General features: G+C 65.1%; 12 protein-coding genes. 2 read left to right on the forward strand and 10 right to left on the reverse strand.

What is annotated here, in order from left to right:
• Positions 1-4: 4 nt before the first annotated feature.
• From D2T30_RS06850 to D2T30_RS06860, 3 genes are read right to left on the reverse strand one after another with little or no spacing between them, the layout of a single operon-like run.
• Positions 5-835, reverse strand: coding sequence for a carbohydrate ABC transporter permease (locus tag D2T30_RS06850; protein ID WP_128208272.1), 831 nt, complete (start codon positions 833-835; stop codon positions 5-7).
• 9 nt (positions 836-844) lie between these two features.
• Positions 845-1,714, reverse strand: a complete 870-nt coding sequence (locus tag D2T30_RS06855) for a carbohydrate ABC transporter permease (protein WP_128183354.1) — start codon at positions 1,712-1,714, stop codon at positions 845-847.
• Between the two features lie 51 nt (positions 1,715-1,765).
• Positions 1,766-3,088 (reverse strand): ABC transporter substrate-binding protein, encoded by a 1,323-nt coding sequence (locus D2T30_RS06860; RefSeq protein WP_206612877.1) that lies wholly within the window; start codon positions 3,086-3,088, stop codon positions 1,766-1,768.
• Between the two features lie 123 nt (positions 3,089-3,211).
• Here D2T30_RS06860 and D2T30_RS06865 point away from each other — a divergent pair, with 123 nt between their 5' ends.
• Complete coding sequence (locus D2T30_RS06865; RefSeq protein WP_128183355.1) at positions 3,212-4,135, forward strand: sugar-binding transcriptional regulator; 924 nt, start codon at positions 3,212-3,214, stop codon at positions 4,133-4,135.
• A 78-nt stretch (positions 4,136-4,213) separates the two neighbouring features.
• On the forward strand, positions 4,214-5,665 hold the full coding sequence (gene xylB / locus D2T30_RS06870; protein WP_128208273.1) for a xylulokinase: 1,452 nt from the start codon (positions 4,214-4,216) through the stop codon (positions 5,663-5,665).
• 98 nt (positions 5,666-5,763) lie between these two features.
• On the opposite strand, the gene gyrB is transcribed toward xylB, so the two are convergent.
• The 7 genes from gyrB to D2T30_RS06905 form a co-directional block, all read right to left on the reverse strand.
• Entirely contained in the window at positions 5,764-8,214 is a 2,451-nt protein-coding gene (gene gyrB / locus D2T30_RS06875; protein ID WP_128183359.1) for a DNA topoisomerase (ATP-hydrolyzing) subunit B, read from the reverse strand.
• A gap of 82 nt (positions 8,215-8,296) precedes the next feature.
• Positions 8,297-8,734, reverse strand: a complete 438-nt coding sequence (locus tag D2T30_RS06880; protein ID WP_128208274.1) for a VOC family protein — start codon at positions 8,732-8,734, stop codon at positions 8,297-8,299.
• Complete coding sequence (gene recF, locus D2T30_RS06885; RefSeq protein WP_128183363.1) at positions 8,731-9,798, reverse strand: DNA replication/repair protein RecF; 1,068 nt, start codon at positions 9,796-9,798, stop codon at positions 8,731-8,733. The genes D2T30_RS06880 and recF overlap by 4 nt, the downstream gene beginning before the upstream one ends.
• Positions 9,795-10,913, reverse strand: a complete 1,119-nt coding sequence (dnaN, locus tag D2T30_RS06890; RefSeq protein WP_128183365.1) for a DNA polymerase III subunit beta — start codon at positions 10,911-10,913, stop codon at positions 9,795-9,797. The genes recF and dnaN overlap by 4 nt, the downstream gene beginning before the upstream one ends.
• Before the next feature lie 103 nt (positions 10,914-11,016).
• Positions 11,017-12,384, reverse strand: coding sequence for a chromosomal replication initiator protein DnaA (gene dnaA / locus D2T30_RS06895; protein WP_128183367.1), 1,368 nt, complete (start codon positions 12,382-12,384; stop codon positions 11,017-11,019).
• 456 nt (positions 12,385-12,840) lie between these two features.
• Positions 12,841-13,110 (reverse strand): 30S ribosomal protein S20, encoded by a 270-nt coding sequence (gene rpsT / locus D2T30_RS06900; protein ID WP_128183369.1) that lies wholly within the window; start codon positions 13,108-13,110, stop codon positions 12,841-12,843.
• A gap of 142 nt (positions 13,111-13,252) precedes the next feature.
• Positions 13,253-14,029, reverse strand: coding sequence for an enoyl-CoA hydratase (locus D2T30_RS06905; protein WP_128183371.1), 777 nt, complete (start codon positions 14,027-14,029; stop codon positions 13,253-13,255).
• Positions 14,030-14,065: the final 36 nt, after the last annotated feature.

A 14,065-nucleotide genomic window follows, 5' to 3' on the forward strand; every position in this document is an offset into this window, starting at 1 on the left:
TCTCCTATTTCACCGCGCCGAAGGTCAGGCCGCGGACAAGTTGTTTCTGGCTGAACCAGCCCATGATGAGGATCGGCGCGATGGCCATGGTGCTTGCCGCCGAAAGCTTGGCGTAGAACAGGCCCTCGGGGCTGGAATAGCTGGCGATGAAGGTGGTCAACGGCGCCGCCCGCGAGGTGGTCAGGTTCAGCGTCCAGAACGCCTCGTTCCACGCGAGGATGATGTTCAGCAGCATGGTCGAGGCAATGCCGGGAACGGCCATCGGCGTCAGGACGTAGCGGATCTCGTTCCACAGGCTCGCCCCGTCCATCCGCGAGGCCTCGAGGATCTCCCCCGGAATTTCGCGGAAATAGGTGTAGAGCATCCAGATAATGATCGGCAGGTTCATCAGCATCAGCACGATCAGCACGCCGGTGCGGCTGTCCAGAAGCCCCATCCGCTGGAACAGGATGTAGATCGGGATCAGCACGCCGACGGCGGGCATCATCTTGGTCGACAGCATCCACATCAGCACGTTCTTCGTCTGCTTGCCGGGCTGGAAGGCCATCGCCCATGCCGCCGGAATGGCGACCAGCAACCCGAGCGCCGTCGAGCCGAGCGCGATGATGACCGAGTTCATGAAATGGCTGAAATAGTCGGAACGCGCCTGCACCTCGCGGTAATTGGCAAGCGTCCAGTCGAAGAACAGGAACTTGGGCGGGGTGGCGACGGCGTCGCCCTCGGTCTTGAAGCTGGTCAGGATCGTCCACAGGATCGGGAAGAAGATGAGCAGCGCCACCCCCCATGCGAGGCAGGTGAAGATCCACTTGCGGGTATTGGTAACCTTGCGTGCCATGATGTTCCCCTAGTCCAGCGTCTTGCCGATCATGCGCATCAGGAAGAAGGCGACGATATTGGCGAGGATGACGGCGATGATGCCCCCCGCCGAAGCTCCGCCCACGTCGAACTGCAGCAAGGCCTGCGTATAGACGAGGTAGGTCAGCGTCGTCGTCTGATAGCCCGGACCGCCGTTGGTGGTGACGAGGATTTCCGCGAAGACGGACAGCAGGAAGATCGTCTCGATCAGGATGACCACGGTGATCGCGCGGCCCATATGCGGCAGCGTCAGGTTGGTGAACCGCGCCCAGATGCCGGCGCCATCCATCTCGGCCGCCTCGACCTGCTCGCTGTCCAGCGATTGCAGCGAGGTCAGGAAGATCAGCGTGGCGAAGGGCAGCCATTGCCACGACACGATCACGATGATCGAGAACAGCGGATATTGCGACAGCCAGTCCACCGGCTGCGCCCCGAAGGCGCGGGAAACCTGTCCGAGCAGCCCATTCACCGGGTTCATGAACATGTTCTTCCACACCAGCGCCGAAACCGTCGGCATGACGAAGAAGGGCGCGATCACCAGAATCCGCACATAGCCCTGCCCGAAGATCGGCTGGTCGATCAGGATGGCGATCGCGATGCCCCCGATCACCGTGATCGCAAGGATCCCGCCGACCATGATCAGCGTGTTCTGCAGGGAAATCCAGAACCCCGGATCGGACAGGAAATAGCGGTAATTGCCGAGCCCGGTGAATTCCTCCATCCCCGGCATCAGCAGGTTGTAACGCTGGAAGCTGAACCAAAGGGTCATTCCCAGCGGCACGATCATCCACAAGAACAGCAGCACGACCGAGGGCGCGACCATCAGGCGCGCGAGCGATCTTTGATGCAGAGTCGCCATGATGGCCTCCCACGAAGACGCGGCCGGGCGGCACCGCCGCCCGGCGCCGGATCACTTGATGTAGCCCGCGCGGGTCATTTCACGCGTGGTCAGTTGCTGCGCCGAGGTCAGCGCCTGTTCGGGCTTCACCTGCCCCGCGACCGTGGCCGCGAACTGTTGCCCGACCGCCGTGCCGATCGCCTGGAATTCGGGGATCGAGACGAACTGGCCACCCGTGTAGGGCGTTTCCTTGACCGAGGACTGATCCGTGTTCACCCCGTCAATCGAGGCAAGCGTCAGCTTGGCGAAAGGCGCGTCCTTTTCATATTCGGGATTGTCGTAGAGCGAGGTCCGCGTGCCCGGAGGCGCGGCGCGCCAGCCTTCCTGCGCGGCGACAAGCTCGGTATAGCCCTTCGAGGTCGCCCAGGCGACGAATTCCTTGGCCGCCTCCGCCTTGGTGGTCGAGGCCGGGATGCCGAGGTTCCACGACCACAGCCAGTTGCCGTGATTGTCCACGCCTTCCTTGTTCGGGAAGCGCGCGAAGCCCACCTGATCGGCGACCTGCGATTCCCCGGGATCGGTCACGAAACTCGCGGCCACGGTGGCGTCGATCCAGATGCCGCATTTGCCCTGCTGGAACAGCGCGAGGTTTTCGTTGAACCCGTTGGTCGAGGCGCCGGGCGGGCCGGCCTCAGCCATGATCGTGACGTAATCGGTCAGCGTGTCGTGCCACTCCGGCTGGTCGAACTGCGGTTTCCAGTCCATGTCGAACCACGATGCGCCATAGCTGTTCGCCATCGCGCTGAGGAAGGCCATGTTTTCGCCCCAGCCCGCCTTGCCGCGCAGGCAGATGCCGTAGATCTCGGCGGATTTGTCGGTCATCGCGCGGGCGGCGGTGAAGATCTCGCCCCAGGTGGGCGATTCGGAAATCGTCACGCCGGCCTTTTCCGCCAGATCCTTGCGATACATCACCATCGCCGATTCGGCGTAGAAGGGCGCGGCGTAAAGCGTGTCCTCGACCGAAAGGCCGCGCCGGACGGCGGGCAGCAGGTCGTCGGCGTCGTAATCCTCGGGCAGGCCGTCGAGCGGCAGCAGCCAGTTCTGCTTCGCCCAGATCGGCACCTCGTAATTGCCGATGGTCACCACATCGTATTGGCCGCCCCTCGTGGCGATGTCGGTGGTGACGCGCTGGCGCAGGATGTTTTCCTCAAGCGTCACCCATTGCAGCCGGATGTCGGGGTGTTTCGTCGTGAAATCGCCGGTCAGCTTCTGCATGCGGATCATGTCGCCGTTGTTCACGGTGGCGATGGTCAGCGTGGTCTGCTGCGCAAGGGCGGGCAATGCCAGAGCGGACACGGCACAAGCTCCCAGAAGGGAGCGAATGAGCATATTCATTGGTGAACTCCTCCTCCGATGCGGCAATTGCCCGCACCATTGGCAAATGCTCACTTCGGATGGTAGATTTGTCAAACGATTTTTGGATCGCCGGTCCGGTGGCCCATATGCAGCGGGGGAGACATGCGGGACGACAGGAAGCTGGAACAGGCGGCGCGGGCGGCCTGGCTGTCCTATGTGGCCGGGCGCACGCAGGACGAGATCGCGCAGGAAATGGGCGTTTCCCGGCAGACGGCGCAAAGGCTGGTGGCGCAGGCGATGGCGGCGGGGCTGGTCAAGGTGCGGATCGACCATCCGCTGGCGCAATGTCTGGATCTGGCGCGGCAGGTGAAGGACCGCTTCGGCCTGCGCCGGGTCGAGGTCAGCCCGGCCCTCGCCGGAATGCAGGGCGTTGCCATGGCCGTCGCCGACCTGATCGAGACGGAGCTGTCGCGCCGCGATCCGATCACGCTGGCGATCGGCACGGGGCGGCACCTGCGGGCCGGGGTGGCGCAGATGTCGCGGCTGGACTGTCCGCAGCACCGGATCGTCTCGCTGACCGGGAACATCGCGCCGGACGGCTCCGCCGCGCTCTACAACGTGCTGTTTTCACTGTCCGAACTGGTCACCGCGCGGAGCTTTCCGCTGATGGTTCCGGTGATCGCCACCACCGCCGAGGAACGCGAGGCGATCCACCGCCAGCCGGGCAACATCCGGGTCATGGAAATGGCGCGCACGGCGGATATCGCGCTGATCGGGCTGGGCTCGATGGGGCCGGATGCGCCGATCGCCAAGGACGGCTTCCTGACGGTGGCGGAGGTGATGGAGCGGCGCGCACAGGGCGCCGTGGGCGAGATCCTCGGCAATGCCTATGACATCGAGGGGCGCTTCCTGCCGGGGAACGAACGTGTCGCCTCGGCCCGGTTGCCGCCCCCGGACCGGGCGCTGATCATCGCCGCGGCCTCGGGCGCGGAAAAGATCGACGGCATCTGCGGGGCGCTGCGCGGCCGCCTGATCAACGGCCTCATCACCGACGAGACCACGGCGCGCGCGCTGCTCGACCGCTAGGAGGGCTTGCAATTCCGCGCGCGGCTTGCATCGTGGGCGCCGACGCCCGCGCGGGCCGGATGATCGAAAGGAACGGACATGTATCTGGGCATCGACCTTGGCACCTCGGGAGTGAAGGCTCTGCTGATGGATGCGGACCAGCGGGTTCTGGGCTCGGCCACGGCGGGGCTGAGCGTCGCCCGCCCCCATTCCGGCTGGGCCGAGCAGGAACCCGCCGACTGGATCGCGGCGACGGAAACCGCCATCGCCACGCTTCGCGCCCGGCATGACCTGTCCGCTGTCGAGGGGATCGGTCTGTCGGGGCAAATGCACGGGGCGGTGACGCTGGACGCAGCCGACCGGGTGATCCGCCCGGCGATCCTGTGGAACGACGGCCGGTCGCAGGAACAGGCGGCGCGGCTGGACGCCGATCCGCGGTTCCGGGCGCTGTCGGGCAATATCGTCTTTCCGGGCTTCACCGCGCCGAAGCTCGTCTGGATGGCGGAGAACGAACCCGCGCTGTTCGAGCGGGTGGCGATGGTGCTGCTGCCCAAGGATTACCTGCGCCTGTGGCTGACCGGCGAACATGTGGCCGAGATGTCGGATGCCGCCGGGACAAGCTGGCTCGACACCGGGGCACGGCGCTGGTCCGGGGATCTGCTGGCGGCTTCGGGGATGCGGATGGACCAGATGCCCCGGCTGATCGAGGGGACCGAGGTCTCGGGCGGGCTGCGCGCCGATCTGGCCGGCGCGTGGGGGATGAAGCCCGGCATTCCGGTCGCGGGCGGCGCGGGCGACAATGCCGCCACCGCGATCGGCGCGGGAACGGTGGCGGTGGGGCAAGGGTTCGTGTCGCTTGGCACCTCGGGGGTGCTGTTCGCCGCGACCGACCGCTACCTGCCGCGACCGGAAAGCGCGGTCCATGCCTTCTGCCACTGCCTGCCGGGGATGTGGCACCAGATGGGGGTGGTGCTGTCGGCCTCGGCGGCGCTCGAATGGCTGTCGGCGCTTCTGGGGCAATCGGCGGCGGATCTGACCGGCGCGCTCGGCCCGGATCTGAAGGCGCCGGGCGAAGTCACCTTCCTGCCCTATCTGTCGGGCGAACGGACGCCGCATAACGACGCCACCGCGCGCGGGGCCTTTGTCGGCCTGTCGGCCAGTTCCGACCGCAATGCGCTGACGCAGGCGGTGCTGGAGGGCGTGGCCTTCGCGCTGGCCGACAACCTTGCGGTTCTGCGCGCCGCCGGATCGGACCCTGAGGCGTTTCTGGCGCTTGGCGGGGGCGCACGGTCGCAATATTGGCTGCAGGTGATCGCAACGGCGCTGAACCTGCCGCTGCTGCTGCCGGAAAGCGGCGATTTCGGCGCGGCTTTCGGGGCGGCACGGCTTGGCATGATCGCGGCGACCGGCGCGGATCCGGTATCGGTGTGCACCGCGCCCGTCATCGCGGCGGAGATCAAGCCTGTCGCGGCGCTGAGCGGGGCCTTTGCCGACCGGCTGGCGGTGTTCCGCGAGCTTTACGCGGGCGCCACGCATCCGGGGCAAGCTTAGGCGGAGGGGGCGCAAGGGGGCGCTGCCCCCTCGCCCGTTCCGGGCTCACCCCCGGGATATTTATGGAAGAATGAAGGCCGCAAAGGCAGCCCGCGCGGTCAGAAATCGAGATTCTCGACGTTCAGCGCGTTCTGCTGGATGAAGTCGCGGCGCGGTTCGACCACATCGCCCATCAGCTTGGTGAAGATGTCGTCGGCCTCGGCCACATCCTCGACCCGCACCTGCAACAGCGTCCGTGCCGCCGGATCCAGCGTGGTTTCCCAAAGCTGTTCGGGGTTCATCTCCCCCAGACCTTTGTAGCGCTGCATCGTCAGGCCCTTTTCGCCCTCGGTCAGGATCGCCTTCAGCAGCGCCAGCGGACCGTGGATCACCTGCTCGCGGTCCTTGCGGATCAGCGTGGCGGGCAGGCTGTAGACCTCTTGCAGCATCTCGGTATGGCCGGCGAGCTTGCGCGCCTCGGCCGAGCGGAACAACGCGCCGTCGAGCGTGCGGTGTTCCTCGACCCCGCGCAGGACGCGGGCGAAGCGCAGGCCGTGATCCTGCGTCGGACGGCCGGACCAGCCGCGTTCGTATTCGACCGCGACCTCGTCCAGACGCTTCGAGACCGCATCCGCGACGCCCTGCGCATCCGCATCGACCCGGCCCGGCACCAACGCCCCGGCGATCGCCGCCTGTTCGAGGATGTTGATCGGATAATGCGTCGGGAAGGCCTGAAGGATGCGGCGGATCAGCCGCGCTTCCTCGACGATGCGTTCGAGGTCGGCGCCCTTGATCTGCTGCCCGTCGCCAAGGATCAGCGTCGCCCCCTCGACCCCCTGATGGATCAGGTAGTCGTCGAAGGCGGCCTGATCCTTGAGATAAACTTCGGACTTGCCCCGCGCGACCTTATAGAGCGGCGGCTGCGCGATATAGAGATAGCCGTGTTCGATGATCTCCGGCATCTGCCGGAAGAAGAAGGTCAGCAGCAGGGTGCGGATATGGGCGCCGTCGACGTCCGCATCCGTCATGATGATGATCTTGTGGTAGCGCAGTTTGCCGATGTTGAATTCGTCGCGCCCGATACCGGTGCCAAGCGCGGTGATCAGCGTGCCGATCTGTTCCGACGACAGCATCCGGTCGAACCGCGCGCGTTCGACGTTCAGGATCTTGCCGCGCAGCGGCAGCACCGCCTGGTTCTTGCGCTCGCGCCCCTGCTTGGCCGAACCGCCGGCCGAGTCACCCTCGACCAGGAAGACCTCGGACAGGGCCGGATCCTTTTCCTGACAATCGGCCAGCTTGCCGGGCAGCGAGGCCACGTCCATCGCCGTCTTGCGCCGGGTCAGTTCGCGCGCCTTGCGGGCGGCTTCGCGGGCAAGCGCCGCCTCGACGATCTTGCCGACGACGATCTTGGCTTCGGCGGGATGCTCCTCGAACCACTCGGCAAGCTTTTCGTTCACCAGATTCTCGACCGCCGGGCGGACTTCGGAGGAAACCAGCTTGTCCTTGGTCTGGCTGGAGAATTTCGGGTCCGGCACCTTGACGGACAGAACGCAGGTCAGCCCCTCGCGTGCATCGTCGCCGGTGAAATCGACCTTCTCGCGCTTGGCGATGCCCGAGGTCTGGGCATAGGTGTTGATCGTCCGGGTCAGCGCGCCGCGAAAGCCCGCCATATGGGTGCCGCCGTCACGTTGCGGAATGTTGTTGGTGAAGGGCAGCACGGTTTCATGGTAGCTGTCGTTCCACCACATCGCCACCTCGACCCCGATGCCGCGCACGTCGCCGGTCATGTAGATCGGTTCGGGGATCAGCGCGTTCTTCGACCGGTCGAGGTATTTGACGAATTCCTTCACCCCGCCTTCGTAATGCAGATCGACCCGCAGCGGCTCGGCCGGGCGGAGGTCTTCGAGCAGGATCTTCACGCCCGAATTCAGGAAGGCGAGTTCGCGCAGCCGCGTTTCCAGCGTCTTGAAGCTGTAGTCGAGGTTCAGGAAGGTGCCGTCCGGATCGTTGGTCTTGGCCGAGGCGAGAAAGCGCACCTCGGTCCCGCGGCCGCCGGGCTCCTCGCCGATGACATGGACATGCTCGACGCATTCGCCCTTTTCGAACCGGGCGAAATAGATCTTGTCGTTGCGCCAGACCTTGAGTTCCAGCCAGTCGGACAGCGCGTTGACGACCGAAACGCCCACGCCATGCAGACCGCCCGAAACCTTGTAGGCGTTGCCGCTTTCGTCCGTGTTGTTGAATTTGCCCCCGGCGTGGAGCTGGGTCATGATGACCTCGGCCGCCGAGACGCCCTCTTCGTGGTGGATGTCCACCGGGATGCCGCGCCCGTTGTCGCGCACGGAAACCGAGCTGTCGGGGTGGATCACGACATGCACATAATCGGCATAATTCGCCAGCGCCTCGTCAATCCCGTTGTCGACGACCTCATAGACCATGTGGTGCAGGCCGGAACCGTCGTCGGTATCGCCGATATACATGCCCGGCCTTTTGCGCACCGCCTCCAAGCCCTTGAGAACCTTGATGGAATCCGCGCCATATTCGGACTTGTTCTGGGTCTGCTCGGTCATCCGCACCAATCCTGTGAGTTGCTGCGGAGTTTTAGCGGTTCAGCACGGGAATGTCACGCCAAACACACAAAATATAGGGGGATCATCCCTGCCCCGGCAGGGTCAGCGTTCCATCTTCGTTCAAGGGCCAGTAGGGGTTCCAGGCGATCTCCCAGACATGGCCGTCCGGATCGCCGTAATAGCCGGAATAGCCGCCCCAATAGGTCTTGGACGGCGGGCGGATCGGATCGGCCCCCGCGGCGACCGCCGCCGCATAGGCCGCATCCACATCCTCGGTCGAGTCGAAGTTCTGCGCCAGCGTGAAGCCCCCGGTGCCAAGCGGCACCTCGGGCCGGCCCTGATCGACGGCCAGATCCCGCAGCCCGAACAGGCCGAGCGCCATCCCCTGCATCTGGAAGAAGGTCACGGCGGGCGTCGCCTCGGCCGGGGTCCAGCCGAGCGCCTCGTAGAAGGCGCGGGATTTCGCCAGATTGCGCACGCCAAGCGTGATCAGGGTCACGCGCTGCACCGGATAGCTCATGGATCGACCTCCCGTATCGCCGAAACGCCTGCGGTTTCGGACACTTCCCAATATTGCGCGCGCGGGCCGAGCGGCTCGAACAGCTCCGCCCCCGTGCCCGTCATGAAGACCTGAGCGGAGAGCGCGCATATCTCATCATAGAGAGCGCCGCGGCGATTTGCGTCAAGATGCGCCGCGATTTCATCGAGCAGAAGCAGCGGCCTTTCGGCCGCAAGTGCCCGCGCATTCGCCAAAAGCAGCGAAATGAGCAGCGCCTTCTGTTCCCCCGTCGAACAGAGCGCGGCGGGCGTCGCCTTTTCGGTATAGACCGCCTCGAGATCGGCGCGGTGCGGACCTTCGAGCGTGCGGCCCGCCGCCATGTCGCGCCGCCGGTTCGCGGCGAGCGCGGCGGCCAGATCCTCCGGCCCCTCGCCGGTGATCGACAGATGCGCCGCCGGGAAGGCCGTCACTGCATCCTCCTGCGCCGCCGCGATCCGGGCCAGCGCCTCGGCCCGGCTGGCGCGGATGCGGGTCGCCGCCCCGGCCATGCGGGTTTCCAGCACGTCATACCAGGCGCGGTCCTGCACCTGATCCTTGAGCAGCCGGTTGCGTTCGCGCATCGCCTTGTCATAGGTCAGCGCCGCCTCGGCGTGGTCGGGATCGAAGGACAGCGTCATCCGGTCGAGGAAACGGCGCCGCCCCTCGGCCCCCTCGATCCACAGCCGGTCCATCGAGGGCACGAGCCACAGGATCCGCGCCAGCCGCCCGAGCGCAAGCTGCGGCGCCGCCTTGCCGTCGATCAGGGTTTCGCGCGATTGCCCCGGCAGGGCGGAGGTTTCCACCTCATGCCCCGACAGATCGGCCCGGACCTTCCAGCCCACGCTTTCCTGACGCCGGATCAGTTCCTCGGCCGCCGCACGGCGCAGCCCCCGGCCCGGCGACAGGAGCGAGATCGCCTCGATCACCGAGGTCTTCCCCGCGCCGTTCGGCCCGAACAGCGCCACGGGCCGTCCGTCGAACAGGAAATGCGCCCGCCGGTGCGAGCGGAACTGCAGCAGCGTCAGTTCACGAAGCGGTAGCGTCACACGCGCATCGGCATGACGACATAGACAGCCGAGGTGTCGTTGCCTTCACGCATCAGCGTCGGGTCGCCCGAGGAATTGAACAGGAAGACGGCATTTTCGCGGTCCACCTGGCTGGCGATTTCCAGCAGGTATTTGGCGTTGAAGCCGATCTCCAGCCGCTCGTCGCCATAGGCCACGGCCAGCTCTTCCTCGGCGGCGCCCGCGTCGGGCGCGTTGACCGACAGCACCAGCCGGTCTTCGTCCAGCGCCAGCTTCACCGCCCGCGAGCGTTCCGAGGACACCGTTGCGACCCGGTCCACCGCCTTGGCGAATTCGGCCGCGTCGACCTCAAGCCGGCGGGTGTTGCCGGTCGGGATGACGCGGGTGTAGTCGGGGAAGGTGCCGTCGATGACCTTGGAGGTCAGGGTGATCGCCGGGGTGGCGAAGCGGACCTTGGTTTCGCTGACCGAAACGGCGATGTCGGCATCGTCGTCGTCCAGCAGCTTGCGCAGCTCGTTGACCGTCTTGCGCGGCACGATGACGCCGGGCATGCCCGCCGCCCCTTCGGGCAGGGGCGCGTCGATCCGCGCCAGCCGGTGGCCGTCGGTCGCAACGCAGCGCAGGACCGGACCTTCGTCGCCCTGCGCGACATGCATGTAGACGCCGTTCAGGTAATAGCGCGTCTCTTCGGTCGAGATGGCGAATTTCGACTTGTCGAACAGCCGCCGCAGCACGCCCGCCTTGGCGGTGAAATTCGCCGCATATTCGGCGGTGGCCATGACCGGGAAATCTTCCTTCGGCAGGGTGGCGAGGTTGAAGCTCGACCGTCCCGCCTGAATCGTCACCCGCCCCGCGGCCGGATCGTCGGTCAGCACGACCAGCGCGCCATCGGGCAGCTTGCGCACGATTTCATGCAGCATCACCGCCGAAACCGTGGTCGCGCCGGGGCGTTCGACCTGCGCCGGGGCCTTGTCCACCACCTCGATGTCCAGATCCGTCGCGCGGAAGGAAACGGTGTTTCCCTCGGCCTCGATCAGCACATTGGCAAGGATCGGGATCGTGTTGCGGCGTTCGACGACCGATTGTGCCTGCGCGACGGCCTTGAGCAGTTCAGCGCGCTCGATGCTGATCTTCATCTGTCTTCCTCGGGATGTCGCGGACGAAAGCGTGACCCCGCCCGCACCGCACAAGTTTCACCGGACTTTCAACCGCTTTGCCGGGAGCGTCAAGAGTCAGCGGTCACGACTCCAGCAGACGCCGCAGCAGATCCACATCCTCGGTCAGCTGGTGGTCGGAAACCATCAGTTCCTCGATCTTGCGGATCCCGTGCATGATCGTCGTGTGATCGCGCCCGCCGAAGCGGCGCCCGATTTCCGGCAGCGACCGGGTGGTCAGCTGCTTCGACAGATACATCGCCACCTGACGCGGCCGGGCGATGGTGCGCAGTCGCTTCGGCCCGATCATGTCGGACAGGCGGACGTTGTAATGCTCGGCCACCTTGCGCTGGATCTCCTCGATCGTCACCTTGCGGTCCGAGGCGCGCAGAATGTCCGTCAGGCATTCCTGCACCAGATCCAGCGTGATTTCCTTGCCGACCAGCGAGGCGAAGGCAAAGAGACGCGTCAGCGCCCCTTCGAGCACGCGGACGTTGGTGGTGATCCGGTGGGCGAGGAATTCCAGAACCCCGTCGGCCATCTTCAGCCCGGAATACTGGACGCGGTAGGATTCGGTCTTGGTCTGCAGGATGCCAAGCCGCAGTTCGTAGTCGGTCGGATGCAGATCGACGACCAGACCGCATTGCAGGCGGCTCCGGATCCGTTCTTCCAGATCCTTGATCTCGCCCGGCGCGCGGTCGGCGGAAATCACGATCTGCTTGCCCTGATCGACCAGCGCGTTGAAGGTGTGGAAGAATTCCTCCTGCGTCGAATCCTTGCCGGCGATGAACTGCACGTCATCGACCATCAGCACGTCGACGGAACGGAACATCCCCTTGAAATCCATGATCTGCCGGTCGCGCAGGGCCTGCACGAAGCGATACATGAACTGCTCGGCGGAAAGATACAGCACCCGCATGTCGGGGCGGCGGGTGTAAAGCTCATGCGCGATGGCATGCATCAGGTGCGTCTTGCCCAGCCCCACGCCCCCATACAGGAACAGCGGGTTGAAGGACACCGGCCCGCCTTCGGCCACGCGGCGCGCGGCGGCATGGGCCAGCTCGTTCGGCTTGCCGACGACGAAGCTGTCGAAGGTGAAACGCGCGTCCAGCGGCGCGCCGGGAAGCTCGTCATCCCCGGTGCGGATCGGCGCGGCAGGCTTGCGCGCCGGCGCGGCGGGACGGCTGACCTCGGTCGCCGGGATCGGGCGCAGATCGGGGACCTGAAACTCGATCCGTTCGACCGCAAGGCCCGAAGCCCGCAGCTCACGCAGGATCGGCTCGCCGAAATTGCGCGACACCCAGTCGCGCATGAATTTCGTCGGCGCCTCGACAGAGGCGATCCCATCCGTGACCCCGATCAGGTTGAGAGGCTCGATCCATGTCGTGAAATTGGTCTTCCCGACATTCTTGAGAAGTTCATTTCGGACCCGCCCCCAGGATTCTTCGCTCATCTTCTGCCTTCAGCATTGTTCGCCTGTCGTTCCTGCCGTCAGGGTGCAAGAAGCTGCCCCGCCAAGGCGGGTTGCAGGATCAAACATGGACCAAGGCCCGCCATCAACAGACGGTCCCCATGCCGAAAACGGAGAGAGCAGCCTCCCCTCGAATCGGAATCACACCCATACTGCCCGAACGATCGGCTTTCTTCTTTGTCTGGCAGACTTTAAATGCCCGTCTGGCAGCATGGATGCGTCAAGTCCCCCAAGGCGACTGGAATCGCTCAGCCAAGCTAGCAAGCCGGCGAGGGCGGCTGCAACCGATCTTCGCGCTTGACGCGGGAATCCATGAAACGAATCCCCCGGCCGGGAAATGGCGCAACAGAAACCATTAATAATTTGATTTACCTTGCAAAAACAAAAAGGGCGCCCGAGGCGCCCTTTCGATAAACATTTTCTGGATACGGGCTGAAATCAGTTCGCCGACAGCGCCTTAACCCGCGCCGAAAGACGCGAGACCTTGCGCGAAACGGTGTTCTTGTGCAGCACGCCCTTGGTCACGCCACGGGCCAGTTCCGGCTCGGCGGCCAGCAGCGCGGTCTTCGCGGCTTCGGCGTTGCCGGCGGCGATCGCTTCTTCGACCTTGCGGACGAAGGTGCGGATGCGCGAACGGCGGGCGCGGTTGATTTCGTTGCGGGTCTCGTTCTGACGGGCGCGCTTCTTGGACTGGGACGTATTGGCCATATGTGTTTTCGAACTTCCGGTCTGTTGCAAAAATGCGCAAAGCCCGGATCCCAGTGAACCGGATGATTCTAGCCAGAGCGGGCTTCACGCGCATGTATTGGCGGGGCCTATACGGCAAAACCGCACGGAAGGGAAGCCCGGATTACTTGTCGCGGAACTGCGGTTCGCGTTTTTCGAGGAAGGCGGCCATGCCCTCCTTCTGGTCCTCGGTCGCGAACATCGAATGGAACAGGCGCCGCTCGAACAGCACACCCTCGTTCAGGGTGGTTTCGTAGGCGCGGTCGACGCATTCCTTGGCCGCCATCACGCTGATCTGCGATTTCGCCGCGATCTTCTGCGCGGCAGCCATCGCCTCGGGCATCAGCTGCGCCAGCGGCACGACGCGGGACACGAGGCCGGAACGTTCCGCCTCGGCCGCGTCCATGAAGCGGCCCGTCAGGTGCATGTCCATCGCCTTCGACTTGCCGACGAAGCGGGTCAGGCGCTGCGTGCCGCCGATCCCGGCGATGATGCCCAGATTGATCTCGGGCTGGCCGAATTTGGCGTTGTCGGCGCAGATGATGAAGTCGCACATCATCGCCAGCTCGCATCCGCCGCCCAGCGCATAGCCCGCCACCGCCGCGATGATCGGCTTGCGGGTGCGCCCGATCGAATCCGGTTCGGTGCCGAAGAAGTTGGTGCCGAACATCTCGACATAGGTTTTCGACGACATTTCCTTGATGTCGGCGCCGGCGGCGAAGGCCTTTTCGGACCCGGTGATGACGATGCATCGGACCTTGTCGTTGCCATCCGCGGATTTCAGCGCATCGGCCAGTTCGCCCAGCAGCACCGAGTTCAGGGCGTTGAGGGCTTCGGGACGGTTGAGCCGGATCAGGGCGACATTGTCTTCGATCTCGACGATCAGGGTCTGGTAGGCCATCTGGCTTCGCCTTTCCTTGTTTCGAGGCGAGTCCTA

Origin of the sequence: Paenirhodobacter populi (genome assembly GCF_004022215.1) — a bacterium.
Classification (GTDB): domain Bacteria; phylum Pseudomonadota; class Alphaproteobacteria; order Rhodobacterales; family Rhodobacteraceae; genus Rhodobacter; species Rhodobacter populi.

What these genes read in the sequence shown, in the direction of transcription:
- D2T30_RS06850 (WP_128208272.1), bottom strand. Translation starts at nt 835, where the DNA reads ATGGCACGCAAGGTTACCAATACCCGCAAGTGGATCTTCACCTGCCTC.
- D2T30_RS06855 (WP_128183354.1), bottom strand. Translation starts at nt 1,714, where the DNA reads ATGGCGACTCTGCATCAAAGATCGCTCGCGCGCCTGATGGTCGCGCCC.
- D2T30_RS06860 (WP_206612877.1), bottom strand. Translation starts at nt 3,088, where the DNA reads ATGAATATGCTCATTCGCTCCCTTCTGGGAGCTTGTGCCGTGTCCGCT.
- D2T30_RS06865 (WP_128183355.1), top strand. Translation starts at nt 3,212, where the DNA reads ATGCGGGACGACAGGAAGCTGGAACAGGCGGCGCGGGCGGCCTGGCTG.
- xylB (WP_128208273.1), top strand. Translation starts at nt 4,214, where the DNA reads ATGTATCTGGGCATCGACCTTGGCACCTCGGGAGTGAAGGCTCTGCTG.
- gyrB (WP_128183359.1), bottom strand. Translation starts at nt 8,214, where the DNA reads ATGACCGAGCAGACCCAGAACAAGTCCGAATATGGCGCGGATTCCATC.
- D2T30_RS06880 (WP_128208274.1), bottom strand. Translation starts at nt 8,734, where the DNA reads ATGAGCTATCCGGTGCAGCGCGTGACCCTGATCACGCTTGGCGTGCGC.
- dnaN (WP_128183365.1), bottom strand. Translation starts at nt 10,913, where the DNA reads ATGAAGATCAGCATCGAGCGCGCTGAACTGCTCAAGGCCGTCGCGCAG.
- dnaA (WP_128183367.1), bottom strand. Translation starts at nt 12,384, where the DNA reads ATGAGCGAAGAATCCTGGGGGCGGGTCCGAAATGAACTTCTCAAGAAT.
- rpsT (WP_128183369.1), bottom strand. Translation starts at nt 13,110, where the DNA reads ATGGCCAATACGTCCCAGTCCAAGAAGCGCGCCCGTCAGAACGAGACC.
- D2T30_RS06905 (WP_128183371.1), bottom strand. Translation starts at nt 14,029, where the DNA reads ATGGCCTACCAGACCCTGATCGTCGAGATCGAAGACAATGTCGCCCTG.